Source organism: Methylocucumis oryzae, assembly GCF_000963695.1.
Taxonomy (GTDB): domain Bacteria; phylum Pseudomonadota; class Gammaproteobacteria; order Methylococcales; family Methylomonadaceae; genus Methylovulum; species Methylovulum oryzae.
On the sequence record NZ_LAJX01000139.1, the window covers coordinates 1 to 14,411 of the forward strand.

Annotated in this window: 19 protein-coding genes; 6 read left to right on the top strand and 13 right to left on the bottom strand. The window is 44.5% G+C overall.

Annotation, left to right across the window (positions count from 1 at the left end):
* The first annotated feature begins 224 nt into the window (after positions 1-224).
* The 3 genes from VZ94_RS13820 to VZ94_RS13830 all read left to right on the top strand — a co-directional run bounded on the left by VZ94_RS13820 (position 225) and on the right by VZ94_RS13830 (position 4,019).
* Entirely contained in the window at positions 225-1,418 is a 1,194-nt protein-coding gene (locus VZ94_RS13820) for an ATP-binding protein (protein WP_045779678.1), read from the top strand.
* On the top strand, positions 1,411-3,270 hold the full coding sequence (locus VZ94_RS13825; protein ID WP_045779679.1) for an AAA family ATPase: 1,860 nt from the start codon (positions 1,411-1,413) through the stop codon (positions 3,268-3,270). Before VZ94_RS13820 ends, VZ94_RS13825 begins: the two co-directional genes overlap by 8 nt.
* Positions 3,271-3,383: 113 nt before the next feature.
* On the top strand, positions 3,384-4,019 hold the full coding sequence (locus tag VZ94_RS13830; protein WP_045779680.1) for a tetratricopeptide repeat protein: 636 nt from the start codon (positions 3,384-3,386) through the stop codon (positions 4,017-4,019).
* A 90-nt stretch (positions 4,020-4,109) separates the two neighbouring features.
* On the opposite strand, the gene VZ94_RS13835 is transcribed toward VZ94_RS13830, so the two are convergent.
* The 13 genes from VZ94_RS13835 to VZ94_RS13880 form a co-directional block, all read right to left on the bottom strand.
* Positions 4,110-4,679, bottom strand: coding sequence for a UbiX family flavin prenyltransferase (locus VZ94_RS13835; RefSeq protein ID WP_045779688.1), 570 nt, complete (start codon positions 4,677-4,679; stop codon positions 4,110-4,112).
* Positions 4,672-4,863 carry an alpha/beta fold hydrolase gene (locus tag VZ94_RS32200; protein ID WP_338040411.1) on the bottom strand — a complete coding sequence of 64 codons (192 nt, stop codon included), beginning with the start codon at positions 4,861-4,863 and terminating at the stop codon, positions 4,672-4,674. Before VZ94_RS32200 ends, VZ94_RS13835 begins: the two co-directional genes overlap by 8 nt.
* A complete protein-coding gene (gene pip / locus VZ94_RS13840) occupies positions 4,820-5,635 on the bottom strand; it encodes a prolyl aminopeptidase (protein ID WP_338040412.1) in 816 nt (271 codons plus the stop codon). Before pip ends, VZ94_RS32200 begins: the two co-directional genes overlap by 44 nt.
* A 23-nt stretch (positions 5,636-5,658) precedes the next feature.
* Positions 5,659-5,763, bottom strand: a complete 105-nt coding sequence (locus VZ94_RS33280) for a type II toxin-antitoxin system YoeB family toxin (protein ID WP_439097739.1) — start codon at positions 5,761-5,763, stop codon at positions 5,659-5,661.
* Complete coding sequence (locus VZ94_RS13845) at positions 5,741-5,917, bottom strand: type II toxin-antitoxin system YoeB family toxin (RefSeq protein WP_439097737.1); 177 nt, start codon at positions 5,915-5,917, stop codon at positions 5,741-5,743. The genes VZ94_RS33280 and VZ94_RS13845 overlap by 23 nt, the downstream gene beginning before the upstream one ends.
* Entirely contained in the window at positions 5,910-6,005 is a 96-nt protein-coding gene (locus VZ94_RS33490) for a type II toxin-antitoxin system Phd/YefM family antitoxin (RefSeq protein WP_500684254.1), read from the bottom strand. The genes VZ94_RS13845 and VZ94_RS33490 overlap by 8 nt, the downstream gene beginning before the upstream one ends.
* Before the next feature lie 41 nt (positions 6,006-6,046).
* Positions 6,047-6,163, bottom strand: a complete 117-nt coding sequence (locus tag VZ94_RS33285) for a type II toxin-antitoxin system Phd/YefM family antitoxin (protein WP_439097738.1) — start codon at positions 6,161-6,163, stop codon at positions 6,047-6,049.
* A gap of 164 nt (positions 6,164-6,327) precedes the next feature.
* Complete coding sequence (locus VZ94_RS29195) at positions 6,328-6,759, bottom strand: putative outer membrane beta-barrel protein (RefSeq protein WP_239649941.1); 432 nt, start codon at positions 6,757-6,759, stop codon at positions 6,328-6,330.
* A complete protein-coding gene (locus tag VZ94_RS29200; RefSeq protein WP_239649942.1) occupies positions 6,749-7,240 on the bottom strand; it encodes a hypothetical protein in 492 nt (163 codons plus the stop codon). The genes VZ94_RS29195 and VZ94_RS29200 overlap by 11 nt, the downstream gene beginning before the upstream one ends.
* 541 nt (positions 7,241-7,781) lie before the next feature.
* A complete protein-coding gene (locus VZ94_RS13865; RefSeq protein ID WP_045779682.1) occupies positions 7,782-7,982 on the bottom strand; it encodes a Uma2 family endonuclease in 201 nt (66 codons plus the stop codon).
* Positions 7,983-8,046: 64 nt separating this feature from the next.
* Complete coding sequence (gene recJ / locus VZ94_RS13870; protein ID WP_045779683.1) at positions 8,047-9,792, bottom strand: single-stranded-DNA-specific exonuclease RecJ; 1,746 nt, start codon at positions 9,790-9,792, stop codon at positions 8,047-8,049.
* Positions 9,793-9,862: 70 nt separating this feature from the next.
* A complete protein-coding gene (locus tag VZ94_RS13875; protein ID WP_052700543.1) occupies positions 9,863-11,479 on the bottom strand; it encodes a putative bifunctional diguanylate cyclase/phosphodiesterase in 1,617 nt (538 codons plus the stop codon).
* 19 nt (positions 11,480-11,498) lie between these two features.
* Positions 11,499-12,296 carry a PAS domain-containing protein gene (locus VZ94_RS13880; RefSeq protein ID WP_192828655.1) on the bottom strand — a complete coding sequence of 266 codons (798 nt, stop codon included), beginning with the start codon at positions 12,294-12,296 and terminating at the stop codon, positions 11,499-11,501.
* A 132-nt stretch (positions 12,297-12,428) separates the two neighbouring features.
* On the opposite strand from VZ94_RS13880, the gene VZ94_RS13885 reads away from it, so the two are divergent.
* The 3 genes from VZ94_RS13885 to VZ94_RS13895 all read left to right on the top strand — a co-directional run bounded on the left by VZ94_RS13885 (position 12,429) and on the right by VZ94_RS13895 (position 14,269).
* Positions 12,429-12,860 carry a universal stress protein gene (locus tag VZ94_RS13885; RefSeq protein WP_045779685.1) on the top strand — a complete coding sequence of 144 codons (432 nt, stop codon included), beginning with the start codon at positions 12,429-12,431 and terminating at the stop codon, positions 12,858-12,860.
* 85 nt (positions 12,861-12,945) lie between these two features.
* Entirely contained in the window at positions 12,946-13,509 is a 564-nt protein-coding gene (gene fae / locus VZ94_RS13890) for a formaldehyde-activating enzyme (protein WP_045779686.1), read from the top strand.
* Between the two features lie 40 nt (positions 13,510-13,549).
* Entirely contained in the window at positions 13,550-14,269 is a 720-nt protein-coding gene (locus VZ94_RS13895) for a uracil-DNA glycosylase (RefSeq protein WP_045779687.1), read from the top strand.
* Positions 14,270-14,411: the final 142 nt, after the last annotated feature.

Below are 14,411 nucleotides of genomic sequence, written 5' to 3' on the forward strand. Positions count from 1 at the left end.
AAGATTAGCTTAACGTAAATTTTACGCTTGTCCAACGTAGGGTTGGCATGACTTTTTTGTGCTGCTTGGCAACGCCGACAAAAGAACGGTAACACTTTATTAACTGATTCAGGATTATTGAAGAGCCGCTATATATCTTTTTTGTTATATAAATAAATTCAATTTTTGAATAAATTCAATTTTGAATATATACTTATCCCATATCACTTCATTAGGAACAGGCTATGGGTATTCCAACAGGTAATAAAGTCAGCGGCGATGATTTCTTTGACCGAAAACACGAGCTCGAAGATTTAAAGTCCGATTTGCAAGATAACCATATTGTGCTAAGCGGCCCACGCCGCTTGGGCAAAAGCTCGCTACTTGAGCGACTTGCTGTAGAACTTACAGAACAAGGCTTTTTAGTCCGAGTCATTGATATACAAGACAAAATCAGTATTGAAGACTTTATTGATAGGATTGACGCTGAATTCCCCAAATCCGCTATAGAGCACTATCTCAATAAACTGACCACTTCAGTAACACAATGGCTGCAACGTTTAAAAAGACTAGACGTTAAAGGCCCAGGCGGCATAAGCGCAGGCATAGAACTGCAAAACACCAGCGAGCTAAGCTGGCATGATAAAGCACTCGCCTTACAGCAACGCTTAAGCCCTGCTCCGCTATGCATTTTCATCGATGAATTTTCCGTATTCTTGGATAAGCTGATTCAGCAAGATCGCCAGCAAGCTGAATATTTTCTGGATTGGCTACGCGCTTGGCGTCTAAACAACGCTAACCACTGCCGCATGATTTTTTCCGGCTCGATTGGTTTAAATTATCTGCTAGAACGTCACCAACTCAGCGCCCGTTTTAACGATTGCTATGATTTTGTCTTAGGCCCGTTCAAACCACCTAGTGCAAAAACCATGCTGCAAACCCATATAGCGCGTGAACAGCGACCTGAAAGCCCCGATGCAGTGGAATATCTATGCCAACGCATAGGCTGGTTAGCCCCTTTTTATTTGAACTTGCTCTTGCATGAGAGTTTGCGAGCAGCCCGCGACCGCGAAGACGAAAGCAATCAAGCCAAAGGAGTATTATTAACCCAAGATGTAGATGATGGCTATGAACGACTGATAAGCGCCCGCTCCCGCTTTAATCATTGGCATCAGCGCTTAATACGTGATTTAGCACCCGACGATTTAACATTTTATAAAGCCGTACTCGCAGCCTTAGCGAAAACTAGCACCGGTCTCACCCGCAAACAATTGCTGGCTAGGCTGAACAGAATAGAAAACAACGCTGAACAACGCCAACAAAAACTAGAACACTGTTTGTTAAAACTAGAAGAAGACGGCTATCTCGGCCACGCCGATAACCGCATACAGTTTTTATCCTTCTTAGTTCGCGACTACTGGCAACGTAACCATGTTTAATCACGCCATTGGCAATCCGCTAAAATACAACCCGCAATTATGGTCTAGCGACGAACTACGCCAGATATTCGTCGCCAGGCAGCATGAACTAGATGACATCATGCAACGCATACACGATGCCAACAACGGTCAAACCGTACAACATGCGTTAATCACCGGTGCGCGTGGCATGGGCAAAAGCACATTGCTTAACCGCATAGCGTTAGCTGTACAAGATGACGCCGCGCTGGCTCAGCACTGGCTGCCGCTACGAATGCCAGAAGAACAATACACTGTCGCTAAGCTCAACGAACTATGGCTTAATATCCTAGGCGTACTGGCCGATTACTTAGAACAACAGCAACAAGACGCTAAAGCTGAGCAACTCGATCAAGCCGTTGCTGCGCTCAAACCGCTAAACGCCGAGCAACAAGCCGACGCCGCCCGCGATTTGCTATTAACCTGGTGCCAACAACAGCACAAACGCCTGCTGTTATTAGTCGATGGTACGGACATGTTATTTAACAGCCTCAACAGCGGTAAAGCCGATAGTCAATTATGGAGTTTGCGCAAAACCTTAATGCAACACACTGAATTGTTTTGGGTCGGTGCCAGCTACCAAGCCCTAGAAAGCCAACAACACTACCACGAAGCGTTTCACGATTTTTTTGAAATCTTAGAACTTCGCCCGCTTAGCCTACAAGACATGCGCAATGCGTTATTAGCCTTGGCAGAAACTTTTGGCACAGCACAACAAGCACCGGGACTGGCTGCCCGCCAAGCCATGCAAGCCACTTTAGATGCCCAACCAGAACGCTTAAAAACACTACGGCAAATCAGCGGTGGCAATCCCAGAACCACGGTAATTCTGTTCGAGTTATTCGCCCAAGGCAACCAAGCCGACATACACGCCGATTTAAAAGTGCTACTCGACAATTTAACACCGCAATACAAAGCACGCATGGAAAGCCATTTAGCCGAACAACCGCGTAAAATCATGGCACATATCATGGAACATTGGCAGCCGGTAGGACTCGGTGAATTAGCCGACATCTCTGGCATCGCCAGTACGACACTCAGCGGCCAGCTTAAACGCCTAGAACAAGACGGGTATATCGAAAAAACCAAATTATCCGGTAGCCGTAGCGCCGGCTACCAAGCCAGCGAAAGACTGTTCAACATCTGGCATTTAATGCGCAATGCTCCGCGCCGTGTGCGGCAAAAGCTAAGCTGGCTGATAGAATTCATTCGCTTATGGTATAGCACCCAAGAGCTAGGCAATTTAGTCAATCAACGCGTTTATGCGCATCGTAGCGGGCAACTGCAACGCGATAGCGATTTAGAAATTTCCCTGGCGTATGCCAGTGCCTTACCCGATGACAGCCGTGAGCGTTATCAATTAGAACACAGCGTCTTTGTAACCGCGCGTCAACAAGCCGCCCGTCAGCGCCAAGCGATTAATGACATACTACCCGGCTTATTGGAATTAGACGGCTGCGACCAGCATTACCAAACCGCTGAAGACTACGAGCAACGCTTTTTTGCGCTAGATGAGTTACTCGCCGCTTGTCCGCACCCCCAAACACAGGCTGAACGAGAGCATTGGCAACACTTGGTTAAAGAGAGTGTATGGCGAAACTTAGCAGAAAAACAGCGGATCGCGGCGAATTCGGCAACCTTAAGCTTAAGCGAATACCATGAGTTGGTAGCGCTATTTGAACGGGAGGTCAGTGAATTAAATAAACAGTGGGGAACCGAAAATACTGAGGTGATGCTCAAGGCCGTGCGTGACTGCCAATTTTTCCCTGATTGCCCCAATCCTGAATTACTTATCGTCAGGTTTTGTATTTATTTCAAGATCAACCCCTACTAATCGAGTGGAGTGCTAGCTTACTTTTCAGCACAACTTCAAATAGCGCTTGGTTAGAAAAACTATGTCGATTTTGGAACCATGTAGTCCCAAGCAATGCCGGTCCTTGGCTTTGCTTGGGTTTCGTGTTACATAATTCAAGGCGTTATGACGAAGCCGAACAAGCTTACCGCAAGGCCATAGCCCTGGATATTAACTGGAACTATCCCTGGAACAACTTAGGCAATCTACTGCAAGATCACCTTGACCGCTATGACGAAGCCGAGCAAGCATATCGTCAAGCGGAGCAACTCGACCACTATAATCCTTATCCCTTTGCTAACCACGCACGCTTAGCCGTAAAACAACAAGCCCCAGAAAAAGCGCGCATGTTATACCGCACCGTAGCTGAATTAGCTCAAGCGCAAGGCCAATACGAAAATCTTCTCTTACAAGCCCAGCTGTATTTGGGCAACCGCGATGCAGCCCGTTTAGCCCTAGCACAGGTCGCACAACATGCTCAGCAAGGAGAGCAACAAGCATTATTCCGATTAAAAGAACAAGTGCGCGAGCTCAGCGCAATGGGACTTGGTTTAGCACTAGCCGAATTAATGCAACAATCAAGCTATGCCGATTTCTTAGCACCATTCAGCCTAGCCCTTCGGGCAACCGAACAGCCGGACGCCTTAGATGGCTCAGCGCAAGAGATAAAATGCATGGCGTTGGAAGTATTGGCGGATATTACAACCTTTCGAAATACACTCTGCCGGTAAGGCTTATCGATTTCATGTAAGTTTTGTAGGTCGGTTAGCCTGTAGCGATAGCGGAAGGCGTAACCCGACATGTCTGTATATCGGGTGTGGCTACAACCCATGCCAAGGTGTGTACAGTCCATCAATATGAATATCAAACATCGCTAAAACCCGGCCTACGGTTTCATCGACCATAGCAGAGAGAGAATCGGTTTTGCTATAAAACGCTGGCATAGGCGGATAAATAATACCGCCCATTTCTGTCACGGTTGCCATATTGCGGATATGACCTAAATGCAATGGTGTTTCGCGTGGCATTAGCAATAAACGACGGCGTTCTTTTAATACCACATCAGCCGCTCTAGCGATAAGATTATCGCCAAAACCATGCGCAACGGCCGCTAAAGTCTTCATAGAACACGGGGCAATAATCATACCCTCGGTTTTCATACCACCACTGGCAATACTCGCGGCAATGTCGTGTATGCCATGCGTGACATCGGCTAACGCAGCAACTTCAGCACGCTTCATGCCTAACTCGTGGTTAACATTGACCACGCCGGCGGCCGAAATGACTAAATGAGTTTCCCACTCTGGTTGGGCTTTTAGCACTTGCAGCATTCTGACGCCATAAATAGCGCCTGTTGCACCGGTCATCGCAATAATCAAACGCTTAGTCATTTTGCTCACTCTCAAAATTTTGTGTTAGAGCGAATTGGTCAGTCGCCGTCACTAAGGCATCTATCATTTCAGGATGATGAGAAACGTGACCGGCATTAGGCAACACCACCCAGCGCGCATGGGGTAACGCTTGATGTAGCTTAAAACCCGCCTCGATAGGACATAAAAAAGTCTTGCCGACCATGAATGATAATGGCAGGAATATGTTGTAAATGACCACAGCTTTGTAACAGTTGATTTTCCGTTAAAAAATACGCATTTTGCGCGTAATGCAATTCCATTTTAATCTGTAAAAAACTACGCTCGTTTATGTCCAGCGCTTTAGGCTGATAGTCATTACCTAACGCGGTAAGTGCACCCCAGGTTAACCAAGGCTTGGCGGCTTGCGCTTTTAATGCATCATCATCGCCCCAAAATATTTGGCATAACGTCGTTAATAGGTCAGTGCTGGGTTCCGGCAAACTCGCCATTAACTGCAGCCATTGCTCAGGGTAAATTCGATTAGCACCGTCTTTGGCGTACCAAGCTAAATCACGTTGCCTAGCTAAAAACACCGCTCTTAACACTAAACCTAAGACCACGGTTGGATGTTGGGCGACATAAACCAACGCCAATGCTGCCCCCCATGAACCGCCAAACACTAGCCATTTCTCTATCGCTAACTTGTTGCGAATCGCTTCCATATCGTTGACTAAGTCTTGTGTGGTATTAGCGTTTAGCTCGCCAAATGGCGTTGATTGACCTGAACCACGTTGGTCAAACAAAATAATTTGATACTGCTCAGGATTAAAAAAACGCCTATGGTCAGGTTTGGTGCCCGAACAAGGGCCACCATGTAAAAAAATAACGGGAATGCCGTTGGGATTACCGCTCAGTTCGACATACACCTGATGCACCGAATTCGTGGCTAAGAAAAAAGTCTGGAAAGGTTGAATTTCTGGATAAAGAATTTTCATGAAGAACGGTTTGTCAATCAATCTTAATAATGGTATAGGCAAGCAATAACAGTCAAATGGCTATCGGTCACTGCGTAAACCAAACGGTTGGATTCGTCAATGCGCCTAGACCAAAAACCGGCAAGAATTTCGCGTAGAGGCTCTGTTGCCTATGCCTGTAAACGGGTCTTTTAGGGCGTCTGCAATCAGTTTATTGATGCGTTTTAACGTTTTTTTATCTTGGCTTTGCCAATGCAAATAATCCTGCCAAGCTGCTTCTGTCCATGCCAAGCACTTAGTCATCGGCTAATTTGCGCGCTGTAGCTTGCCCTGCCCGGTATTGTTCTATGGATTTGGCGAGATGTGCCGCATTAGCAGGAGATTTGAGCAAATGAACAGTCTCCATCAGACTGGTGTAATAGTCCATTAACATTACGACGCATCTTCAGCATCACGGCGGGTGATAATAGTGCAATCGGCATCATTAATAACACTATCTAGCACGGACTTTAAGTTATTTCTGGCTTGATTAAAGGATATGACGCGCATAGCGGACACCTGATAGTTGTGCATAAAGCTGTACAAGTATAAAACAATGTATGGGATGGCTCAATGAAAACGCTATGGCTTAATAATCGTATAACACATTGCTTAGGCACAAAAAAAGGAGGGGTTTGACGCCCTCCTTTTCAACGAACGGTATAGCAGGTTTATTAGAAACCGATACCTAAATAACCACCAGCAGTAAAGCCATTGGTATTCACACCATCAGAATCGCCGCCTGTTACATGGTAACGTGCATCAACACCAATGAAAATATCTTTCCACAAACGATAATCAACACCGCCTGCGAACATCACACCTGGATCTAATACCGTAATAGACTCAGACGGTGGACTGATAACATGAATGCCTAAACCGACTGGGATTAACCAAGGTCTAATCGGGCTGCCTTTCATGAATTTGATTTTAGGCGACGCGGTCAAAGTGAATTGGTTAACAGTGACTTCCCTAGCTGGACCACCTGCACCACCGACTAAGGCAGCTAAACAAGTAGGATCAGACGCTAAACAGTTACCTTGAGCATTACCAAAGTGTTTATATTCAAACATTAACTCAGCTAACACTTCAGTATTAGCCATCATGCCCCAAAACGTCGTCGGTTAAGCCAAAATCAAAACCGGCACCGATATACCAAGCATCTTGGTCAGCTTGATCTTGTGCACCTAATGGCACAACATCACTTTGAATCGATACGCCGTTTCTCAACTCATCCATTCTGGCATAACCGCCACGGAAGAAGATAGTGTTGTCATGTTTAACTGATGCTAATGAACGTGAGGCTTTTACTGAATTCATCCAAGCTTCTAATTCTTGTACTTTGGCAGAATCGGCACTCGATGAAGAAGAATAAGAAGAATGGCTAGATTGTGATCTTAGTGATTCTAACTCAGATTGCATCGCTTGCAATTGAGACTCTAACATTTCAACTTTACGTGACATTGCGTCGACTTCAGCGTGATGTTGAGCGACAGAACCGGCTAATGCTTGTGGTGCAGAAGCGGCACCGGCAACCGCTAATGTCGCAGCAGCGACGCTTAGCGCTAATTTATGATTGTTTCTCATCAATTTACCCTCTTGGTTGTTTTAATTATCAATTTGTTTTTTTACAACAAACTGTGTGCTGCGGCTATGATAGTAGCAGTATTATGTATTCACGACAAGTTTTAATGTTATTTTACAAAAGATTAGATTTTATTAGTTATCAACAACTAACAAAACAAATCTTGAGCGATTCATAAAATAATTTTGCTGTGTAATCTACACAACAACAAACTAACCAGCAATCTTTTGATATAAATCAAAATTAGCCCTGTTGCGAAACCGCTCTGTGCCAGGAAAGATATCGTCCCCTCCTCATCCATCCAACGAGAAGCGGCTATGAAAAACAGCTACACCGCGAACTCATACAATAAGTGTAACGTCTGAAAAGTTAACTTTGATTGTAAGTCAAGCAAGGATAGCTATACTTTGAACGGTTAAGTTTTCGGTTTTTACAGCTCGCTGTAGGGTACGCTACGTGTACCTTTTTATTGATTTTATTACGATTTTTTTTAATAGTACGCACAGCGTACCCTACTCAAAAAAACCGAAAAATTTGAAACGTTCAGAGTATATAAGGAGAGTTTTCCAGATGGTTGCCAAATTTCCTCAACACATTGACGCAAATTCTCTCATCATTAGCACTAACACCGGCCATTGCGTAAAGATAGCCGTCAATCAACTCGTGCTTTACGTCCCTACTACGTTCTTCTGTTAAATAGTCTTCTACGCTGGTCACTTGATTAGGTTTTATTACGACAGACATCTAACTTCTCCCAATGCTGTAATGAGTTGACAACAACATGCACACACTGCCCTACTCTGGCTCACTAAGCTAACTTTTCTAAATACTGAATAATAAATTGCACACTACGCTTACCTTGATAATCATTAACAGCTAATTTATAAGCGGCTAATACACTGCGGACGCCTTGCCAATGCTCTACCTGCTCAACAAAGAACGCGATGCCATCGATTAATAACGAGCTGTTGTTTAAGCGTAACACTAACTTTAAGTGCTTTTGCCCCACTATACGCGCTTGCACGACCTCAAATTGTCCATGAAACACCGGCTCAGGAAAAGTCTGCCCCCACGTTGCGGCATTTTGGATTAAATCGGCTGTCGCCAATGTCATTTCATATTCGCTTAACACGCCATCAGACCAAACTTTTTGCTCTAAATCTAACTGAGTTAACCGCCTATTAACCATTTCGTCGAACATAAGCGTAAACGCAGGCAAATCATGCATGGCAATCGTTAAACCTGCTGCCATGGCATGGCCACCAAATTTAGTTAATAGCTTAGGTTGCGTTGCAGCTATATCGCTTAATACATCGCGTATATGTAAACCTGGAATTGACCGGGCTGAGCCTTTTATCGTGTCTTTACCTGCGGGCGCAAACGCAATAACGGGCCTATGCAGTCGGTCTTTAATACGCCCGGCTAATATTCCTATCACGCCTTGATGCCAGTTTTCATCATACAAACAAATACCGGATGACAAGTGCTTACTGTCGGCTAACCTCATTTCGTTAAGCAACGCTAACGCTTGCCGCTTCATTTGAGTTTCTATATCTTTCCTATCATTGTTTAAGTCATCTAATTGCAGCGCAATGCTGTGCGCTAAACCCGCATCATTAGTAATTAAACATTGAATGCCTAACGACATATCATCCATGCGCCCAGCCGCATTTAACCTAGGCCCTAACGCAAAACCCAAATCAGCGGCAGCGAGCGTTGACGCCGTTTTGCCCGAAACCTGTAACAACGCTTTAATCCCTTCGTGAGCCGCACCTGCACGAATGCGCAATAGACCTTGATGGACCAAGATTCGGTTAACCCGACTTAACGGTACGACATCGGCGACAGTGCCTAACGCAACAAAATCTAACAACTGCGCGAGATTAGGTTCTTGCAAGCCTTGTTCGGCAAACCAGCCTTGTTCACGCAACCGGCTACGCAACGCCATTAAGACATAAAAAATCACACCAACACCGGCTAAATCTTTAAACTGAGCTTCGTTACCTGGGTTATTAGGATTAACAATCGCAGTCGCTTTGGGCAGGCTAGCACCGGGTAAATGATGATCGGTTATTAACACGCGGATGCCTTTGGCTTGTGCTGCGGCAACGCCATCTATGCTAGAAATGCCGTTATCAACGGTGATGATAAGATGGGCATTAAGCTGGGCGACCACTTCAACAATTTCTGGCGTCAAGCCATAACCAAATTCAAATCGATTAGGCACAATAAATTTAACGTGTTTAGCGCCTAATAAGGTTAACCCTCTTAGCGCCACGGCACAGCTCGTCGCACCATCAGCATCAAAATCCGCGACAATACAAATACAGACAGACTGACGTAGCGCGTCGATTAACGCTGTGACCATGCCCTCCATGCCAACAATCGCCCAAGGCGATGGCAAACTAGCAAGTGACCTATCTAATTCAGACGCTAGCGCTATACCTCTAGTCGCAAATATTTTAGCGAGTAGCGGTGGCCATTCTTTAAGCTCAGAACTCACCGAATCAGCTGTCCTAAGCACTATCGTTTGTTTATCACCTGGATAATACATAGCTAGCAACCGAGATTACAAAACAAAAAGGTACGCATTGCGTACCCTACAACGGCATAACCTGTACCCACTAAGCACCTTTCCCAGTCCATATCAGCCATTGTAATTTTTCTGCCGATACCGGCATACTTAACCAATAGCCTTGCATATCACTGCACTGTTTATCCAACAAAAACATTGCTTGCTCATGGGTTTCTACGCCTTCGGCAACGGTTTTTAAGTTTAATGCCTGTGCTAACGTCAGAATCGCTTGAATAATCGCTTGATCTTCAGTATCAGTCGCTAAGCCTTTAACAAATGATTTGTCGATTTTTAACATATCTAATGGCAGTCGTTTTAAATAACTCAAGCAAGAATAACTAGTACCGAAATCGTCAACCGCTATCGCAATGCCTAATTTTTTCAAGTTGGTTAATATTCTGGAGAGTGAATCAAAGTCATTATTAATGAACAAACTTTCTGGAAATTCTAATTCAAGCGCATAAGCCGATAATTGCGTGTCATGTAATGCTTGTTGAATGCTTTCAACAAAACCTGGCGCATGTAATTGTTTCGCCGAAATGTTGACGGCGACTTTAATATCAAAACCCAAATCATGCCACTGCTTGGCTTGCACACACGCTGTTTTAAGCGCCCAACTCCCTATGGCAATAATTAATCCCGTTTCCTCGGCTAAATTAAGAAAATATTCAGGTGAGATAAGCCCATGTTCTGGGTGCTGCCAACGCAGTAACGCTTCAACTCCGGTAATGGTTTTTGAGCTCACCGCAAATTTAGGTTGATACACTAATTCAAATTGGCTGTGTTCTAAAGCCATTCTCAACTCAGCTTCTAAATGCATGCGCTGTTGACTGGACTGCGTTAACTCTTTGCTATACAACTTAAAGCCATTGCGCCCTGACTCCTTAGCCCAGTACATAGCCGCATCGGCATTTTTGGTTAAGGTTTCAGCGTCTTCGCCATCATCGGGGTAAAATGCGATGCCAATACTCGGCGTGCTAACGACATGATGGTGACGTAAATGATGCACGCTAGCCAACGTAGTAATTAATTTTTCGGCTATCTGTGTTGCTGCCGCAACGGTTGTGTCGGTTAAAATCACCACAAACTCATCGCCACCTAAACGCGCTACGGTATCGGATTTACGAATGGTTTCCTGTATACGCTTCGCGACCGACACTAATAATTCATCGCCAACTGAATGGCCTAATGTATCGTTAATGCGTTTAAATTGGTCTAAATCAATAAACATTAACGCTAAGACTAATTGGTGACGGCTAGCATGGCTTAATGCTACTTGTAAGCGGTCATAAAACAATAAGCGATTAGGCAGTCCCGTCAGCGTATCGTAATGGGCCAGTTTATAAATATAATCATCCGCTTGTTTACGTTGGCTAATATCGTTGTAAACCGCCACGTAATTACTGATATTGCCATCGATACGAATCGTGTTAATCGACATCCAGCTAGGATGGACTTCACCGTTTTTACGTTTATTCCAAATCTCACCACACCAACGTCCCGTCTTAGCTAACGATGCCCACATTGTTTTATAAAAGCTATAGCTATGTTTACCCGATTGAAAAATATTAGGGCGTTTACCTATCACTTCTTCAGGTAAAAAACCGGTGATTTCAGTGAACGCTGGGTTAACCGAAATAATGAGATTTTGACTGTCTGTGACCACAATAGCCTCGTTACTGGTTTCAATAATCTTCGCCGCTAACCGTAAGTCTTTTTTCGTTTTTTTTACGCTCGGTGATATTTTGTATCGTGCCAGTAAGTCCGGTTAATCGGCCTTGTTTATCGATAACGGGTTGAATTTGTTGGTTTAACCAGACTAAAACACCGTCTTTTCGCTTAATTCTATAATCGATGTTGACAGTTTCTTTAAACTTTAACGCACGATTAAAGGCCTCTTCCACTTTAGGTAAATCTAGCTCATCAACCGCCGCGAATAAAAACGGACGATTACCAGAGGCGTCATGTTCATGATACTGATAAATGTCATAGATTTCATGAGACCAATACAAGTGACCGTCTTTGATAGTCCATTCCCAATTACCTAATTTGGCCAAGCGCTGAGCATTGGATAAGCGCAATTCGCTAATTGCTAATCGATTTAACGCTTGGTGCGTTTTTAAAATGTAATGCAAGCGATGAACAAGAATTTGCCAATTAATTGGTTTAATCACTACATCGGTTGCGCCTAATTCATAGCACTGCTGAATGCGCTCAGCCTCTTCGGTATCGACAATCATGATTAATGGAATCTGCTCATCTACGAGTAGCGCAGATATGCCAGCTAGTCGCGTCGAATCGTCGATAATCGGTCGTGTTAAAGCTAATAACACAAGCGCAGGCGCATTAAATTTAATGACGTCAATCCCATCCTCTAAGCTACTAACGGTAGACACAAGCTCAAATCCTGCATCAGTCAGATACTGGCATACTGATAAGTGCATGGTTGAATCACTATCTATCAACAATACATGAGAGCGCATTATTAACATCCATTATAGGTTGTATTAATTTTATTGTTATTTTTGCACGTTTAATGTGGAAGCTGGCGTGGTCATTCTAAACTAGGTATTGTAAGCTAACTATCATTAATCCCTATCTCATTTGACTTCGCTATGACTTATCAGCATATCTTATTAACAACCGACGGCTCTAACCAAGACTGGCAAATGGCCGAAAAAGCTCAACAACTAGCCACTTTAGCCCATGCTAAGCTTAGCCTAATTCATGTCATTGATGCTATCCCAATGCCTGATACCAGTTATGGCACAATTATTCCGTTACAACAGGCTAGCGATGATGAATTGCTTAATGCAGAAAAACAGGCTTTCACTGATTTTGCCGACCGCTTGTCGATTAAGCCTGATTCGCGTTGGTTAGTGTTTGGCGTACCGGTTGATGAAATTATCGACTTAGCAAAGCATCAACACGTGGATTTAATTATCGTAGGCCTGCATAGCCGTCATGGTTTAGCACGCTTGTTAACACCGACCGCAAACAAAGTATTACAACACGCTCCTTGTGATGTCTTAGCTATTCGTTGCTAATAACTTTTATCACTCACTTGCTAGTAGCATTTTTTCAGGCTTAGAATGCCGGTTTATTTATAGCACTCATCCAAGGAGTAACCCAATGACCACCGATAATTCAACAAGCATCTGGTTTAAAACCGGCGAAGCCACCGTTTTCTCCAGCGAAGGTCAAGGTACTGATGCCATGCCAGAGATTTTAATCGGGCATGTTAATGGCCCCGCCGGACATGCGTTTGCAAATCTCATGGGACAAACAGAAGGCCATACGCGCATGTTCGCAATCCGAGCCTGTAACCAACAAGTACGTCCTGCGACATTAATCGTTCCTAAAGTGACCATTAAATCAGCCGCATACGTCAATTTATTAGGTGGCCCAGTGCAATCTGCTGTCGCTGACGCAGTGTTAGATAGCGTCATCGAAGGCATCATCCCTAAAGACTCTGTCGATGATTTATGCATTATTGCGATGCTGTGGATTGCACCAGAATGCGCAACGAATCCCGAATTAGATCGTAAAGATTTATATAGAACTAACTACGAAGCAATGAAACTCGCCATTAAGCGCGCTTTAACAAATTCACCAACGATTGACGAATTAATCGCTAACCGCCACACCATTCACCACGAAATGTATGACCCTATAACGGGCGAATCTCAATGGTAAACACTCACCAAATATAACGCGCTATCGGCTAGGGAACGTCATGGATACTGCATTACGGCAACACTATCTCGATGCTATGGGAATTACGCGCTGGCTACCGCGCCACGAATCTAGCGCAAGTCTAGCGCTTGATAGCGAAATCCAAATTAGCGCAACTGAGCCGAGTATAGTTGACGATGCCTCAAGCAACTCGCCAGTAGATATTGAACTCGCTTGGCAAACGTTAGAAGCTGAAGTCAGCCATTGTTACAACTGCGTATTAAGTCAAACGCGGCTACACACTGTTTTTGGTAGCGGAAATCGCCACGCGGATTGGATGTTTATTGGTGAAGGCCCAGGACAACACGAAGATGAGCAAGGTTTGCCGTTTGTTGGACCGGCTGGACTGTTATTAACCGAAATGATTAGAGCGTTAGGACTTAACCGAGAACACGTCTATATTGCTAATATTATTAAATGCAGGCCGCCGAAAAACCGTGACCCGCATGTTGACGAAATTGCCGCGTGCAGCCATTTTCTTAAGCGCCAAATCGAGTTGGTTAATCCTAAGATAATATTGGCAGTAGGTCGGATTGCGGCACAAACTTTATTGGATACCGAGCAGCCCTTATCAAAGCTGCGTGGTCAAATACATCGCTTAAATGAGGTACCGTTAATTGTCGTCTATCATCCTGCGTATTTATTACGCTCATTGCCTGAGAAACGCAAAGCTTGGCAAGACTTGCAACTTGCACTAAAAACAATAGGCTACAAACTTTAGTAGGGACAGGGTATTTAGGGGGCAGGTGTTGGCAGCAGGGATGCTGCCATCAAGCCTACAGGGATGTATTCACGGCGTCCTCGGCAACTGCTGCTGCGTTGCTCTACTACACGCCATCCCTGGCGTTATGCAGCCTGAATAC